The 15261-nt window shown below is 74.3% G+C and carries 14 protein-coding genes; 4 read left to right on the plus strand and 10 right to left on the minus strand.

Features of this window, described 5'->3' with window-relative positions; all coding sequences use genetic code 11:
- Positions 1-120: 120 nt before the first annotated feature.
- Positions 121-345 carry a hypothetical protein gene (locus tag ACE1OC_RS38780; protein ID WP_407840985.1) on the minus strand — a complete coding sequence of 75 codons (225 nt, stop codon included), beginning with the start codon at positions 343-345 and terminating at the stop codon, positions 121-123.
- Here ACE1OC_RS38780 and ACE1OC_RS38785 point away from each other — a divergent pair.
- On the plus strand, positions 314-3076 hold the full coding sequence (locus tag ACE1OC_RS38785) for a LuxR C-terminal-related transcriptional regulator (RefSeq protein WP_407840986.1): 2763 nt from the start codon (positions 314-316) through the stop codon (positions 3074-3076). The genes ACE1OC_RS38780 and ACE1OC_RS38785 overlap by 32 nt on opposite strands.
- 55 nt (positions 3077-3131) lie before the next feature.
- Here ACE1OC_RS38785 and ACE1OC_RS38790 read toward each other — a convergent pair whose 3' ends face one another.
- The 5 genes from ACE1OC_RS38790 to ACE1OC_RS38810 all read right to left on the minus strand — a co-directional run bounded on the left by ACE1OC_RS38790 (position 3132) and on the right by ACE1OC_RS38810 (position 9350).
- Positions 3132-4577: a glyceraldehyde-3-phosphate dehydrogenase gene (locus ACE1OC_RS38790; protein ID WP_267040614.1), complete on the minus strand. Its 1446-nt coding sequence runs from the start codon at positions 4575-4577 to the stop codon at positions 3132-3134.
- 83 nt (positions 4578-4660) lie between these two features.
- Complete coding sequence (locus ACE1OC_RS38795; protein ID WP_407841818.1) at positions 4661-5320, minus strand: NADPH-dependent FMN reductase; 660 nt, start codon at positions 5318-5320, stop codon at positions 4661-4663.
- Between the two features lie 131 nt (positions 5321-5451).
- Positions 5452-6219, minus strand: a complete 768-nt coding sequence (locus tag ACE1OC_RS38800) for a 3-hydroxybutyrate dehydrogenase (protein ID WP_407840987.1) — start codon at positions 6217-6219, stop codon at positions 5452-5454.
- A gap of 120 nt (positions 6220-6339) precedes the next feature.
- Complete coding sequence (locus ACE1OC_RS38805; RefSeq protein WP_407840988.1) at positions 6340-7761, minus strand: 3-hydroxybutyrate oligomer hydrolase family protein; 1422 nt, start codon at positions 7759-7761, stop codon at positions 6340-6342.
- A gap of 74 nt (positions 7762-7835) precedes the next feature.
- Positions 7836-9350 carry an alpha/beta hydrolase family esterase gene (locus ACE1OC_RS38810; RefSeq protein WP_407840989.1) on the minus strand — a complete coding sequence of 505 codons (1515 nt, stop codon included), beginning with the start codon at positions 9348-9350 and terminating at the stop codon, positions 7836-7838.
- A gap of 190 nt (positions 9351-9540) precedes the next feature.
- Here ACE1OC_RS38810 and ACE1OC_RS38815 point away from each other — a divergent pair, with 190 nt between their 5' ends.
- On the plus strand, positions 9541-10149 hold the full coding sequence (locus tag ACE1OC_RS38815) for a hypothetical protein (protein WP_407840990.1): 609 nt from the start codon (positions 9541-9543) through the stop codon (positions 10147-10149).
- On the opposite strand, the gene ACE1OC_RS38820 is transcribed toward ACE1OC_RS38815, so the two are convergent.
- Together ACE1OC_RS38820 and ACE1OC_RS38825 are read right to left on the minus strand one after the other, a co-directional pair.
- A complete protein-coding gene (locus ACE1OC_RS38820; protein ID WP_407840991.1) occupies positions 10121-10807 on the minus strand; it encodes a CoA transferase subunit B in 687 nt (228 codons plus the stop codon). The genes ACE1OC_RS38815 and ACE1OC_RS38820 overlap by 29 nt on opposite strands.
- Position 10808: 1 nt before the next feature.
- The gene (locus ACE1OC_RS38825; protein ID WP_407840992.1) at positions 10809-11606 is read right to left on the minus strand and encodes a CoA transferase subunit A; all 798 of its coding nucleotides are present in this window, start codon (positions 11604-11606) and stop codon (positions 10809-10811) included.
- A 227-nt stretch (positions 11607-11833) separates the two neighbouring features.
- On the opposite strand from ACE1OC_RS38825, the gene ACE1OC_RS38830 reads away from it, so the two are divergent.
- On the plus strand, positions 11834-12562 hold the full coding sequence (locus ACE1OC_RS38830) for a hypothetical protein (protein WP_407840993.1): 729 nt from the start codon (positions 11834-11836) through the stop codon (positions 12560-12562).
- Here ACE1OC_RS38830 and ACE1OC_RS38835 read toward each other — a convergent pair.
- On the minus strand, positions 12507-13484 hold the full coding sequence (locus ACE1OC_RS38835) for a LysR family transcriptional regulator (protein ID WP_407840994.1): 978 nt from the start codon (positions 13482-13484) through the stop codon (positions 12507-12509). The two genes, ACE1OC_RS38830 and ACE1OC_RS38835, sit on opposite strands and share 56 nt — an antisense overlap.
- 71 nt (positions 13485-13555) lie before the next feature.
- On the opposite strand from ACE1OC_RS38835, the gene ACE1OC_RS38840 reads away from it, so the two are divergent.
- Positions 13556-14401, plus strand: coding sequence for a reductase (locus ACE1OC_RS38840; RefSeq protein ID WP_407840995.1), 846 nt, complete (start codon positions 13556-13558; stop codon positions 14399-14401).
- 29 nt (positions 14402-14430) lie between these two features.
- On the opposite strand, the gene ACE1OC_RS38845 is transcribed toward ACE1OC_RS38840, so the two are convergent.
- Entirely contained in the window at positions 14431-15180 is a 750-nt protein-coding gene (locus ACE1OC_RS38845; protein ID WP_407840996.1) for a GntR family transcriptional regulator, read from the minus strand.
- Between the last annotated feature and the right edge of the window lie 81 nt (positions 15181-15261).

Below are 15261 nucleotides of genomic sequence, written 5' to 3' on the forward strand. Positions count from 1 at the left end.
CATCGCCGGGAGCCGGACCCCTTGGCATCAGGGGAAACCCTTGATCCCCCGGCCCGGCGGCACTCGGCGTTGTCACGGGAACCGACGCCGCCTACGGTGCCTCCTCGTGACGCCGGACACTTACTTGGCCAGCCCCGCCAGCCCCGCCAGCCCCGCCAGCCCCGCCAGCCCCGCCAGCCCCGCCAGCCCCGCCAGCCCCGCCAGCCCCGCCAGCCCCGCCAGCCCCGCCAGCCCCGCGCCGATCACCGGGGGGAGGCACGGGGCCTCGGGCGCGGCCGCACGAGCGGCCGCGGTGCTGGAGCGCGAGGGGCGGGTGGCGCTCGCGGGCCCCTGGGGCGCGGGCAAGACCACCGCGCTGGAGGAGGTGCTGCGCACCCTGGCCTCCGGCTCCGGCTCCGGCTCCGGCTCCGGCTCCGGCACCGTCACCGGCAGCGGCAGCGGCACCGGTCGTACGGTGCTGCGCGTCACGACCGTCGAAGAGGACCGCGACCACGTCTTCGGCGCGCTCGCCCAGATGCTGTCCCACTGCGGTACGGCCCAGCTCGCGGTGCTCTCCGGCCGGCAGAACGAGGTGGTCGACCGGATCCTGCACCGGGGAGCCGACGAACCGCTCGCCGACTCCGAGCAGTTGCCCGCCCGCCTCGCGGTGACCGCGCTGCTCGCGTCGGGCCGCTGGACCCTGGCCGTGGACGGGGCTCAATGGCTGGACCCGGCCAGCGCCGACGTCCTCGGCTACGCCCTGCGCACCCTCGCCGCACCCGGGCTCACCGCGCTCGTCACCGAACGCGTCCACGGCCGCGCGCAGGCCGCCGCCCGGCTGCTCGGCGGGCATCCCGTCCAGGTCGACGTGGACCCGCTCGACGCGGAGGGGACGGCCGCCCTGCTCGACGCGCACGGCCTGCCCACCCGCTGGGCGGGCCCCCTGCAGAGCCACTGCGGCGGCCACCCCCTGCTGACCTCCGTGTCCTGTACGGCACTTGCGCGGCTGCCCGCGTCCCAGCGCCACCGGCCCGGCATGGCCGAGCAGACGGTCGACGCGGCCGGAGCCTGGCTGCACGCCACGCTCGGCGAACCCGCCCGGCACACCCTGATGCTCGCCGCCCTGACGAGCCGGCCCTCGCTGCCGCTCCTCCTGCGGGCGGGCCGCTCCGACGCCGAGGAACACCTGGCCCAGGCCCAGGCCGCCGGGGTACTGAGCGTGGGCCCGGCGAGCGCCGTCCACTTCACCGCGGCGGCCCTGGCCCGGGCCGCCGCCCGCTCCGGGGCCAGGCCCCTGCGCGCGGCCGCCCACCTGACGCTCGCACGGGCCGTCGGAGACCCCGTCCACGAGGTGCGCCACCGGGCCCTGGCCGCGGACCTGCCCGACCAGGGACTGGCCGAGGACACCGAGACCGCCGCGGCCACCGCCCGCGAGGCGGGCGAACGGGCCCTGGCCGCCGAGCTGTTCCTGCTGGCCGCCGAGATCACACCGCCGGCCCGCTCCGCCCTGCGCATCCGCAGGCTCTCGTACGCGGCCCAGGAGGCCGCCTGCGCCGGCTCCGTCGACATCGCCCGGCAGGCGGCGGACGCGCTGATCGCCGGCAGGGCCGAGCCCACCGACCAGGTCACCGCGCTGCTCGCCGTCGTCGACGCCCACGGCCAGGCCGTCTCCGATCTGGAGCCGCTGCTCGCGCGCTGCCGGGAACTGGGGGCGGGACACCCCGACCTGCTCGCCGCCGTCGAGCTCCGCGCGGCCATCGCCGCCAACGTCGCCCACGCCGCCCCCGAGCGGGCCCTGCGCGCGGCGGGCCGGGCCGCCGAACTCGCCGCGGCCGGCGGCCACCGCCCCCTGCAGGCGGCCGCCCTGACCATGCGGGCCCGGATGGAACGCGTCCTCGGCACCGCCGACGCGCCGGGGACCCTCGCGGAGGCCCTCGCCCTGGGGATACCGGCCCAGCACTCCGGCATCCGCAACAGCGCCCAGTACCTCGCCGCCCGGCACGCCGTCTTCGACGACCGGCTGGCCGAGGCGCGCGAACGGCTCGTGGAACTCCTCGCGCTCGCCGAGCACGAGGGCGACGCCGAGGACCTGGTGGACATCTGGCGCAGCCTCGCCGAGGTCGACACCAGGCTCGGGTCGTGCGCCCCGGCGCTCGCGTGGGCCGATCAGGCCGTACGGCTGTCCACCGCGGCGGGGCTGTCCATGGGCCCCGCCTGGTACACCGCGGCGCTGACGCAGAGCGCCGCCGGATCCTTCGCGGCCGCCCTGCGCACCGCCTCCTGCGGGGCCCGCGCCTCGCAGGAGGAGGGGGACGGACTGTACGTGTCGCGCAACCTGTGGGTCCTGGGCGCCGTCCAGCTGCACACCGGGGACGTCGCCGACGCCGTGGCTTCCCTCACGGCCGTCGCAGAGGCCGAGCGGCACGTCCCGTCGGCCGACCCCGGCATGTTCCGCTGGCAGCCGGACGCCGTGGAGGCCTTCACCTGCGCGGGCCGGCTCGACCTGGCCAGGGCCCTGCTGGAGGGTGCGCGGCCCGCCCCGGGCCGGGCCGGAGCGGACTCGGGCCCGGGGGCGGCGCTGGAGCGCGCCCGGGGGATCCTGCTGGCCCGCGATGGAGCCGTGGAGGAGGCGAGCGGCCTGCTCCACCGCACGGCGGCCGCCTTCGAACGGCTGGGTCTGCCCCTGGAGCAGGCCCGTACGCTCCTCGCCCTGGGCCGGGTCGAGCGGGCCCGCAGGCGACAGGCGGCCGCCCGTGCGGCCTGGGAGGCGGCCCGGGCCGTCTTCGACGAGACCGGCGCCCGCCCCTGGCAGGAGCTCACCCAGGAGCTCCTCGACCGGGCGGGCGGGTCGGCTCCGGCCGCGGGGCCCGCCCCGGGCGCGGGGAGGCTGACCGAGTCCGAGTCGCGCCTGGCGGACCTCATCTGCCAGGGGGCCACCAACCAGCAGGCGGCCCAGCACATGTTCATCTCGGTCAAGACCGTCGAGGGCATGCTGAGCCGCGTCTACCGCAAGCTCGGCGTCCGCTCGCGCACCCAGCTCGCGGCGGCCCGCGCCGCCGCGGCCCCGGGGCGGGACGGACGAACGCCCCCCGGGTGACCTGGGGTCACTCGGGGGGCGTTCGGTACGTCCGGTCCTACGGGGCCCTGCGGAATCAGGCCGCCGGAGCCGGGTAGGTCGGGTACTCGACGCCGGACACGTGCTGGACCACGCGGATGACCTGGCAGGAGTAGCCGAACTCGTTGTCGTACCACAGGTAGAGGATGGCGTTGTCGCCGTCCACCTTGGTGGCGCCCGCGTCGACGATCGAGGAGTGGCGCGAACCGACGAAGTCCATGGAGACCGCGTCGGGAGCCGTGGTGAAGTCGATCTGGCGCTTGAGCGGCGAGTGCAGCGAGACGTCGCGGAGGTAGTCGAGGACCTCTTCGCGGGTGGTCTCACGGCCCAGGCGCAGGCTCAGGATGGCGATCGAGACGTCCGGGACGGGGACGCGGATCGAGCTGCCGGTGATCGGCGCCTTGAGGTCCGGCAGCGCCTTGGCGACGGCGGAGGCGGCGCCGGTCTCGGTGATGACCATGTTCAGCGGCGCGGAGCGGCCGCGACGGTCGGCCTTGTGGTAGTTGTCCAGCAGGTTCTGGTCGTTCGTGAACGAGTGGACGGTCTCCACGTGACCGCGCAGGACACCGTACTCGTCGTCCATGGCCTTGAGCGGCGGGACGATCGCGTTGGTGGTGCAGGAGGCGCAGGACAGGATCTGCTCGTCCGGCTTGATCGTGTCGTGGTTGACACCGTGCACGATGTTCGGGACGTCGCCCTTGCCGGGAGCCGTCAGGACGACCTTGTCGATACCGGGGCGCAGGTGCTTGGACAGACCCTCGCGGTCGCGCCACTTTCCGGTGTTGTCGATCAGGATGGCGTCCTTGATGCCGTACGCCGTGTAGTCGACCTCGGACGGGTCGTTGGCGTAGATCACCTTGATCTCGTTGCCGTTGGCGACGATCGTGCTGGTCGCCTCGTCCACGGTGATCGTGCCCTGGAACTGGCCGTGGATCGAGTCGCGGCGCAGCAGCGAGGCGCGCTTGACGAGGTCCGCCTCACCGCCGCCGCGGACGACGATGGCACGCAGGCGCAGGCCGTTGCCGGAGCCGGCCTTCTCGATCAGCAGGCGGGCGACGAGGCGGCCGATGCGGCCGAAGCCGTAGAGGACCACGTCGCGGCCGTCGCCGCGCTCGATCTTGTTGGCACCCGTGGCACCGGCGACGGCGAGGGCGGTGAACTCCTCCACCGAGAGGCCGCGCTCGTCGGTCGCGTACGTCGCGGCGAGCATGCCGAGGTCGATCTGCGACGGACCGAGGTCGAGCGTGGTGAGCGCCTGGAGGAACGGCAGGGTCTCGGTGACCGAGAGCTCCTCACCGTCGATCTGGCGGGCGAAGCGGTGGGTCTTGAGAATGCTGACCACGGACTTGTTCACCAGGGAGCGGCTGTGGAGCAGGATCGTGACGTCCCGCTCGCGGTGCAGCTTCCCGATGATCGGGATCATCGACTCCGCGATCTCCTCGCGGTTCTTCCAGTTGGTGAACGAGTCGTCTTTGACAGTCACAGATCATTATCTTTCGAGCTAGGCGGCGCTCATATGCTAACCCGTGCCCGATTCGGGACTTCAGCCACCCCCTGAGCAGCCCGTCAGCCCTCGGCCCGCTGGGTGACGGGGGCGTTGCTCTCGTCGCCCAGGAACTCGTACCAGCGGCGCTGGAGGCACAGGTAACGGGTGTCCGCCTCGGCGAGCGCGAGGAAGGAATCCACCGTGTCGGCCAGCCGTTCGCGCAGGCCCGGATCGGTCAGCTCGCCGTCCTCGCCGAAGGCCGAGTGCGCCGCGGCGAGGCTGAACATGTCCGGGTACACCCGGGCCCCCAGGTGTTCGAGCGGGACCCGCAGCGCCCAGAGCCCGCGGTTCCCGCCGACCATCGACGGGGAGGCCGACACCAGCAGGGTCTGCTTGTCCTTGAAGGGCTGCGGCCGGAACCGGGAGACCCAGTCGACGGCGTTCTTCACGACGCCGGGCACGGAGGCGTTGTACTCGGGCGAGGCGATCACCAGGGCCTGCGCCGCGAGCAGCCGCTCGCGCAGGGCGGCCGATCCGGCGGGCTGGCCGTCCGCCTGCTCGGCGTCGCCGTCGTAGGTCGGCATCACGAAGTCCCCGATCCGGGCGAGGTCCGCGACGGCGCCCGAGCGCTCGACCTGACCGGCGACGAGCGCGGCCAGCCGGGCGTTCACAGAGCCCTCGCGGGAGGATCCCGCGAGGACGAGGACCCGTAGCGGGTCGGGTGCGGTGGTGACGTTCAGGGGATCCGGGGCGGCCGGATCCGTCGGGAACTTCGGGCTCTGGGGCTGGTTCGCATCGGTCACGTGCGGGACCGTACGGGACCCGCCGCGGGTCCCCGCAGCGCGGCGCACGGGCTGTCACCCGGACGGGGTCAGTTGGCGCTCCAGCCGCCGTCCAGGGGGAGCGAGGTGCCCGTCACGTATCCGGTGTGCGGACCGCACAGCCACAGGGCGGCCGCCGCGACCTCCTCGGGCTCGATGAGCCGCTTGATCGGCGACCGGGTCAGCAGCACCTCGGAGAGGACGTCCGCGGCGGGGATGCCGTGCGCGGCGGCCTGGTCCAGGATCTGCCCCTCGACCAGGGGAGTGCGGACGTAGCCGGGGCTGATGCAGTTGCTGGTCACCCCGTACGGGGCCCCCTCGATCGCGGTGACCTTGCTCAGCCCCTCCAGCCCGTGCTTGGCCGCCACGTAGGCCGATTTGTACGCGCTGGCGCGCAGCCCGTGCACGCTGGAGATGTTGACCACCCGGCCCCAGCGGGCGGCGTACATGTGCGGCAGCACGTGGCGCAGCAGCAGGAAGGGCGCGGTGACCATCACCTGCTGGATCAGGGCGAAGCGCTCGGGCGGGAACTCGGTGATCGGGGCGACGTGCTGGAGTCCGGCGCTGTTGACCAGGATGTCGACGGCTGCGGGCAGCTCCCCGATGGCGGCGGGATCGGCCAGGTCGACGACGTGGGCGTACCCGCCGACGAGGGTGGCGACGGCCCCGGCCGCCTTCGCGTCGACATCGGCCACGTGCACGACGGCCCCGGCGTCGGCCAGGGCCACCGCGCACGCCCGGCCGATGCCGCTGCCGCCGCCCGTGACCAGGGCGACGCGTCCTCGCGGACCGTTGGGGGAAGGAGGTTCGCTCGTCATGGCCCGAAGCCTAGGGAGGGCCTGGGGCCGGGCCCACGGTGCCGCACCCCATACTCGGAGCCGCCCGTATGGAGACGATCACCATGCGCCCCGCGGCGTGCGTGGCGGGGGCGGGGTTCCTCAGGAGTCGAGCGGGCAGCTGGTCAGCAGGGACGCCGGGGTGGCCGACGGGTCCCGGGGGACGGTGTGTCCGAGCGGAGGCCGCACACCGCGGCCGATCCAGTCCTCCAGCGCGGTGAAGGCGGCGCGATGGCAGGGTGTGAGCGGGCGCAGCCGGTCGGGGAAGACGTCGACGAGCGAGTCCACGTGGGTGCCGCCCTCGATGCGGTAGTAGCGCAGCAAATCCCCGCGGCCGGCCCGCCGGACCATGTCGGCGTACACGTCGGAGTCCCGGGAGATGGGGAGCAGGACGTCGAGGGTGCCGTGCAGGGTGATCAGCGGTTTGCCGATCCGGCCGGTGAGCGCGACCCGCCGGACGGCGCGCCGGACCTCCGCGGGCCGGTCGGCGTAGGCGTAGTCGGCGTCACAGGCCGGGGTGCCGGGCGCGCAGAAGGGGGTCCCGGCCTCCGTCGGACCGTCGAAGCCGGGATCGAACTCCTCGCGGTAGATCCGCTGGGTGAGGTCCCAGTAGGAGCCGTGGTGGAAGGGCCACAGGAACTCCGAGCCGGCCGGGAAACCGGCGGCGAGCATCGCCTCGTGCGCCTGCCCGGCGCCCGGGCCGCCGGCCGCGTAGGTGGGGTAGGCGGTCAGTGCCGGGGGCAGGAAGGTGAGCAGGTTGGGGCCGTCGGTCCGCCACAGGGTGCCCTCCCAGTCCACCCCGCCGTCGTACAGCTCCGGATGGTTCTCCAGCTGCCAGCGCACCAGGTAGCCCCCGTTGGACATGCCGGTGGCGAGGGTGCGGGAGGGGGCCCGGTGGTAGCGCTGGGCGACGACCGCGCGGGCGGCCCGGGTGAGCTCGGTGACGCGGGTGTTCCACTCGGCGACGGCATCGCCGGGTGCCTGCCCGTCCCGGTGGAAGGCGACCCCGGTGTTGCCCTTGTCGGTGGCGGCGAAGGCGTAGCCGCGCGAGAGCACCCAGTCGCCGATGGCCCGGTCGTTGGCGTACTGCTCGCGCACGCCCGGGGAGCCGGCGACGACGAGACCGCCGTTCCATCGGTCGGGCAGCCGGATGACGAACTGCGCGTCGTGGTTCCAGCCGTGGTTGGTGTTGGGGAGGGCGGCCGGGGCGGCCGTGTCGGGGAAGTAGCCGTCGATCTGGATGCCCGGCACACCCGTGGGGACGGTCAGGTCCCTCGGGGTGAGACCGGCCCAGTCGGCCGGATCGGTGTGCCCGGATGCCACGGTGCCGGCGGTCGTCAACTCCTCCAGGCAAGCGGCCTGTTGGTGTTCGGCCCCCGGTACGCGGAGGTGGGCGCGGCGGGCACAGTGCGCGTCGGCCCCGCCGGCGGCGGCCGGGGGAGCGGGGAGCGCCGGCAGGACCGAGGCCAGGAGGGCGACGGCCGCGGCGGCGGTGGCGGTGACGGAACGGATGGCCGGTGGCATGGGGGAGGCTCCAGAGGGCGCGTCGGGACGGGGCGGGGAGGACGGCCGGCCGGGTGGCCGGCCGTCAGGGCGGTTCAGGGGCAGCCCGCGTCGGCGATGACGAAGTAGCCGGCGGGAGCCTCCTTCAGCGTGTGCGTGACGTAGAGGTTGTAGAGGCCGAGGTTCTGCCCCGAGCCCTTGGCGTAGGCGTAGCTCCCGTTGGTCGTGGCCCGACCGGCCTGTACCTGCTGGTAGTTGTTCGCCTTCCAGCACGCGGCGGGCGCTCCGGTCGTGCTCGCCGTGAGCGGCGCCGAGCGGGCCCCGGCCGCTCCCGCGCCGTCGCGGGCCGCCACGGTCCAGGTGTGACCCGTCCCCGGGGCGAGGCCGCTGTCGGTGTAAGGGGGCCCCGCCGGAGTGGCGACCTGGATCCCGTCCCGGTGGACGGCGTAGTCGGTGGCGCCCGGCACGCGGTCCCAGGTGAGGGTGACGCTGGTGTCCCCGACGGCGGAGGCGGCCAGGCCGGAGGGCGCGGGCAGGGTGCCGGGACCGGGGCCGGGGTCGGTTCCGGAGCCGTCCAGACCGAAGAACTTCGAGATCCAGTGGGCGGAGCAGATCGAGGCGAGGAAGTACGCCGCCCCGGTGTGCCCGCACTGCCCGGGACCGGAGCCCGGATCGACCGGGGTGCCGTGCCCGATGCCCGGGACCCGGTCCACCTCGACGGCCACCGTGCCGTCGGCGGCCCGGTACTCCTCCTGGCGGGTCGAGTCGGGCCCGATGAGGGAGGTGCGGGCGGGGGTCTGCGCGAGCCCGTGCAACGCCGTCCACTGGTCGCGCAGTTCATCGGCGTTGCGGGGGACGACGGTGGTGTCCGCGTCGCCCTGCCAGATCGCCACGCGTGGCCAGGGGCCGGACCACGTGGGATGGGCGTCCCGGACCAACTGCGCCCACGCCGCTGGGGACTTGTCCACCCCGGGACTCATGCACGTGTACGGGCTGCTCCCCTTCGCACAGTCGTACGGCAGCCCGGCGATCACCGCCCCGGCCGCGAACACGTCCGGGTAGGCCGCGAGCATCACGGCGGTCATGGCGCCGCCGGCCGACAGGCCGGTGACGAAGGTGCGGGCGGGGTCGGCGGAGTAGGCGGAGACGGCGTGAGCGGCCATCTGTCGGACGGACGCGGCCTCGCCCTGACCGCGCCGGTTGTCCGCGGGCTGGAACCAGTTGAAGCACTTGTTGGGGTTGTTCGCGGAGCTCGTCTCCGCGAAGACCACCAAGAACCCCTCGCGGTCGGCGAGTTCGGGCAGACCGGAGTTGTCGGCATAGGTCTGGGCGTTCTGCGTGCAGCCGTGCAGGGCGATCACCACCGGCGGGTCGGCCGGGAGGGAGACCGGGCGGTACACGTACATGGCGAGCTGTCCCGGATTGGCCCCGAACCCGGTGACCCGCTGGAGCGCGACGGCCGCGCGGGCGGGGGAGGCGGACCCGGCCACGACTCCCCCCACGGCCAGCAGCGCCAGCGCGAGCACCCGCGCGAGGGCTCGGCGCGTCCGCCCGTACGTCTGTCGTCGTCCGGTGGACCGGGATTCGGACGGTCTGCTGCGCAAGGACATGGCGGCTCCCTGAGGTGACGGGCAGGGCGGAGCCCCGTCACACGGGGCGGCCTGCGGTGCCCGCCACCGTAGGACCGGCTCCGTCCGCTCCGGCATGGCGCGGAGCGCCATACTCGGCCCCCGGTTGCGGGGCCCGCGAGGGTTGCGGACGGCTCCCGTCCGCTGCTAACGGCCTGATCTGCTGGGGCACATGAGCATCGGGGAACTCCTCGCACGCGCACGGCGGCTGGCAGCACACGAACGCCGGTGGATGGCGAGCCTGGGCCTGTGGGCGACCCGGCGCGTGCACGGCATCGGGGACGGAGGCGTCGCCGTCGGGTACTCCCGGGCCCAGGCGCCGACGGCGTACGGGCTGGTCTTCGTGTTCGCGATCGAGACGGTCGGCGTGTCCTTCATGCTCGCCGACCATCCGGTCGCCCACCTGGTCATGCTGCTCCTCGACCTCTATACGGTGTTCCTGGTCCTGGGGCTGCACGCCGCGGCCGTCACCCGCCCCCACGTGGTGCGGCCGGACGAGCTGCGGGTCCGGTACGGGGCACGGCTGGATCTGCGGATCCCCCTGGACCGGATCGGATCCGCCCGTCACGACCTCCGCTTCCCGGACGCGAACACGTCCGAGGACGAGGTGCTGGACGTGGCCGTCGCCTCACAGACCTCGATCACCGTCACGCTGACCGAACCGGTCACCGCCGTGACCCTGTGGGGGCGGCGCAGGAAGGTCCGTACGGTCCGCTTCCACGCCGACGACCCCCGGACCGCCGTCGCGGCGATCAATGGGCTGTTGCCGGCCGACCGATGACGGCCCCCGCCGCCGCCGTACTCGTCGCCGCCACCACCAGCTCCGCGTCCGTCGCGGTGCGGACCTCGTCCAGGGAGACCCCGGGCGCCAGTTCGCGGAGCAGGAAGCCTTCCGGGGTGACGTCGAGGACCGCGAGGTCGGTGATCACCCGGTGGACGACACCCCGCCCGGTCAGCGGCAGCGAGCACCGCTCCACGAGCTTCGGCGTGCCGTCCCTGGCGGTGTGCTCCATCAGTACGATCACGCGGCGCGCACCGTGCACCAGGTCCATCGCGCCGCCCATCCCCTTGACCATCTTCCCCGGGATCATCCAGTTGGCCAGGTCGCCCGAGGCCGACACCTGCATGGCGCCCAGCACGGCCGCGTCCACGTGCCCGCCGCGGATCATGCCGAAGGACAGCGCGGAGTCGAAGAACGAAGCCCCCGGCCGGACCGTGACCGTCTCCTTGCCCGCGTTGATCAGGTCCGGGTCCACCTCGTCGGGGAGCGGGTACGGGCCCACGCCGAGGACGCCGTTCTCCGACTGGAGCACCACCTCGACCCCCGGCGGAACGTGGCCGGGGACGAGGGTGGGCAGCCCGATGCCCAGGTTCACGTACGTACCGTCCGTCAGCTCGCGGGCGGCGCGGGCCGCCATCTGCTCGCGCGTCAGAGCCATGTCACATTCCGCCTTGCTGTTCGGGGACGAGGGCCGTCCGGACCGTGCGGCGCTCGATGTGCCGCTCCGCCGCCGGATCACCGGGACGCACGCGGACCACCCGCTGGACGAAGATGCCCGGTAGGTGGACGGCGTCCGGATCCAGCTCTCCCGGCTCCACCAGTTCCTCCACCTCGGCGATCGTGATGCGCCCCGCCATCGCGGCGAGGGGATTGAAATTGCGCGCCGAGGAATGGAAGACGAGATTGCCGTGCCGGTCCCCGACCGCCGCCCGCACCAGGGCGAAATCGGTGGCGATGCCCTCCTCCAGGAGGTACTCGCGGCCGCCCCAGCTGCGCAGCTCCTTGGGCGGCGAGGCCACGGCAACGCCGCCGTCGGCGCGGTAGCGCCACGGCAGGCCGCCCTCCGCGACCTGCGTACCGGCCCCGGCCGGCGTGTAGAACGCCGGGATCCCCGCGCCACCGGCCCGCAGCCGCTCGGCCAGGGTGCCCTGCGGGACCAGCTCCACTTCCAGTTCGCCGCTCAGGTACTGCCGGGCGAACTCCTTGTTCTCGCCCACGTACGAGCTGGTCATCCGGGCGATCCTGCCCTCGCGCAGCAACAGGCCCAGACCCCGGTCGTCCACCCCGCAGTTGTTCGACACCACCGCCAGACCGCATACCTCCGTACGCTCCAGGAGCGCGCCGATCAGCACGCCCGGCACCCCGCACAAACCGAAGCCGCCCACCGCGAGCGAGGCTCCGGCGGGGATGTCCGCCACCGCCCCGGCCGCGCTCGCGACCTCCTTGTCCAGCCCCATCGCACACCCTCCATCGCCCGGCCCCGGGCCGCCGGCCACCCGAACGGGCCGGCGCGCGACCGGGCCCGCCCGACCGACCCTAGGAACCGCCGGCCCGCCCTGGCCATGGCGGCCGGTCACACAGCGGGCCGTCCTTCTGTGTGGTCCGGGCGCCCTGGGAACCGGTGGAGCCGGCCGTACGTCACAGGCGTGCCGATCGGGCAACGGAGAACGAGGGAGAGCTGCTGATGGTGCGTCGAACCGGCCGGGGACACCTGAGAGTCGTGAAGGCGAAGGCGAGGGCACAGGTGAGGGGCGGTGCGGCCGCCGCCGTGGCCGCGGGCATGGCCGTCGCGCTGCTCACCGGCTGCGGAAAGGGCCCGGCCGCGTCGGCCGTGGCCGATCCGGTCGCTCCGGCCGCTCCCGGCGCGGTGGCCGCCTCCCCCGGAGCGGACCGCACGTGCCCGGTGATCGACCCCACCGCACCGCAGTCGCCGCCGGTGGTGATCGACGGCTCCCCGGCCAACACCCCCGAGGGCGAGCGGCTCTCGCAGGCCATCGGGGCGCAGGGCTACGGGGCCTTCGCCGACGTGTACGCCACCCAGATCGTCGACCACCCGGCGGGCCGGGTCGCCCTGTGCGTCACCGACCTCGCCCGCGGGCGGCTCCTGGTGGAGGCCGCGCACGCGGCCGATCCCGAGGCGGACCCGGCCCGGGCCGACCTGTACCTGAGCAAGTACGCGCACCGCACCCTCATGGCCGCCGGCGACAAGCTCGTCGATCTGAAGGCGAAGTTCCCGATCTACAGCGTCTCCGGCGGCCACGGAGCCGCGGTGGAGGTCACCACCACCGCGGAGGGCGCCGCTTCGGCGGAGTTCAAGGCGCAGCTGGAGAAGGCCACCGGGGGCATCCCCGTCGCCGTCACGAAGGGCGAGCCGGCCACGCCCCTGGAGGGCCCGATGACGGCCGCTCCCTGACGAGCGGCCCCAGGCCGTCGGCCAGGGCCCCCGTCAGGGCCGCGGCGTAGGGATGCGGACGGCGGCGGCGCGGGGTCAGCACGCCGATGTGCCGTGCGGGGTACGGTGCTTCGACCCGTACGACGGACACGCCGGGGGCCGCCCCGTCACGGCCCCCGGTCGGGGCACCCGGAGGCAGCGCGACCCCGGGGATCAGCGCGACGCCGACGCCCGCCTCGACGAGGGAGCGTGCGAAGAAGTAGTCCGTGGTGGAGGCCGCCACGCGGAGGTCGAAACCGGCCCGCTCCGCGTACCTGCGCAGGTACGCCTCCGTCTTGAGGCAGCCCAGCACCCAGCGGTCGGAGGCGAGTTCGGCCGGGGCGAGCGACTCGCGCCCCGCGCACCGGTGCCCCGGCGGCAGCACCAGCGCCAGCGGATCCTCCATCAGCGGCAGCCAGTCCAGCGCGGCCCCCGGCCGGAGCGGCAGCGGACCGTCGAAGTGGTAGGTCAGTGCCAGATCGGCGGCGCCCGAAGCCACCATGGGCACCGCATCCTCCGGCTCGGCCTCCAGCACCGTCAGCTCCACCTCCGGATGCGCGGCCACGAACCCGGCGAGCGCGGCCGGCAGCAGCCTGCGGCCACCGCTCACGAAGGTGGCGACCGTCAGCCGCGGCCGCTCGGCGGTGACCCGGTCGATCTCGTGGCGCACCCGGTCGAGCTCGGCCGATACCGCCTCCGCCGCCTCCACCAGCAGCCGGCCCGGCTCGGTGAGCGTGATCCCGCGCGTGCTGCGCACGGCGACGGGGTGACCGAGGCCGCGCTCCAGGGCCGCGATGTGCTGGGACACGGCCGAGGGCGTCAGGAGCAGCGCCGCGGCGGCCTTGTTGAAGCTGCCGTGCTCGGCCACGGCGCGCAGGATGCGCAGCCGCTGCACATCGATCATCAGTTTCCCTTACGACGCGGACAGCATTCCGGTAGTTCCGCTGGGGACGGTACCGCGGCAGAGTCCCGGGCATGAAGAAGATTCTCGTCATCGGCGGAAGCCGCTATTTCGGAAAGCACCTGGTCACCCTGGAGCGGGACGCCGGGAACGAGGTGACCGTCCTCAACCGGGGCTCCGCCGTCCCGCCCCGGGGCGTCGGTCACGTGATCGCCGACCGGGAGGACGAAGCGGGGCTCCGGACGGCGCTGGGGGAGCGCACCTTCGACGTGGTCTTCGACCAGGTCTGCTACACGCCCGGGCAGGCGGAGACCGCCCGCCGCGTGTTCGCCGGCCGCACCGGGCGGTACGTGATGACCTCGACGATGGAGGTCCACGACCCCGCGCCGCCCACCCCCGAGGCGCGCGCCTACGCCGAGGGCAAGAGGCGGGCCGAGGCGGTCCTGGGGGCGGAGCCCGCCTTCGGGCACGTGGCGGTGCGCGCCGCGCACGTACTCGGCGGCGGCCGGGCGGAGTTCACCGGCCGTCTCGCGCACTACGTGGAGCGGAGCGGCGCCGGGATCCCGGTGGCGGTGCACGAAGCCCCGTACCCCACCTCCTTCATCCACCACCACGAGATCGCCCGGTTCCTCCACTGGGCCGGGCAGCGGGACTTCACGGGGCCGGTGAACGCCGCCTCGCACGGGGAACTGGACGTGCTCGGGCTGTCCGGAGCGGTGGGCGAGCAGGTCGGGCGGGCGCCGCTCCTGCGGACCGTCGCGGCCGGGTCCGAGGCCTCGCCGTTCTCCTTCGACCGGGCCTACGCGATGGACAACGGCCGGGCCGCGGCGCTCGGCTTCCGCTTCGGGCGGCTCGCGGACTGGCTCCCGGAGGCCATCGGGGAGAGTGCCGCCGAGAGCGCCGCCGCGCTCAGGGCGTAGCGCCCGGAGCGCGGGTGCCCCGGGGCGCCCTAGGACTGGTCCCCGGCCCGGCGCTCCAATGGAGTTGCTACTGCCGAGTTGTTCACACTGAAGGTGACGCTGCCCGCCCGGTAGCGGTCGTCGGACCACTCGATGGGGCGGCCCGTGCGGGTCGCGGAGACGTGCCGCTGGCGCAAAAGCGGGCTTCCGCGGCGGATCTCCAGCAGCCGGGCGTCCTCGCTGCCGGCGGGAAGGGCGTCGATGAGGTGCTCGCCGTAGTGGGCGACGATGCCGGAGTCGTTCGCCAGCCCGTCCATCACCGAGCGGCAGTCCTCCGGCATCGCCTCGACCGCCGCCGCCACCCAGTCGGCGTAGGCCGTGCGTTCGACCATCGTCGGCTCCCCGTCGAGCAGCCGGAGCCGTAGGACCGCGAGGATCTCCGTGCCGGGAGGCAGGGCCAGCCGGTCCGCCTCCTCGGCGGTGGCCGGGCGCCGGGTGCGCGACAGGAAGCGGCTCGCGGCCTGGTGGCCGACCCCCTCGGCCCACTGGGCGAAGCTGTTGAGCTCGCCGAAGCTGTGCTTGCGCTCGTGGCGCAGGACGATCCTGCGGGCCCCCTGCCGGGAACCGATCAGCCCCTCGGCGGCGAGCGTCGCCACGGCCTGGCGGACGGTCCCGCGGGAGGCCGACCAGCGCGCCGCCAGATCGCTCTCCGAGGGCAGTTGGGCGCCCACCGGGTACTGCCCGGAGAGGATCGCCCGGCGCAGCGCCTCGGCGATCTCCAGATACCGCACCGTAGCCATGCTGTCCCGTTCCCCCTCGCGTGGATGTGTCCACCGGCCGTGCAGTCCTGCTGCCCCGCCGCCCGGTGCCAGTCGCGCCCG

The sequence above is a fragment of the Streptomyces stoeckheimensis genome, from assembly GCF_045822005.1.
Lineage (GTDB): Bacteria > Actinomycetota > Actinomycetes > Streptomycetales > Streptomycetaceae > Streptomyces > Streptomyces stoeckheimensis.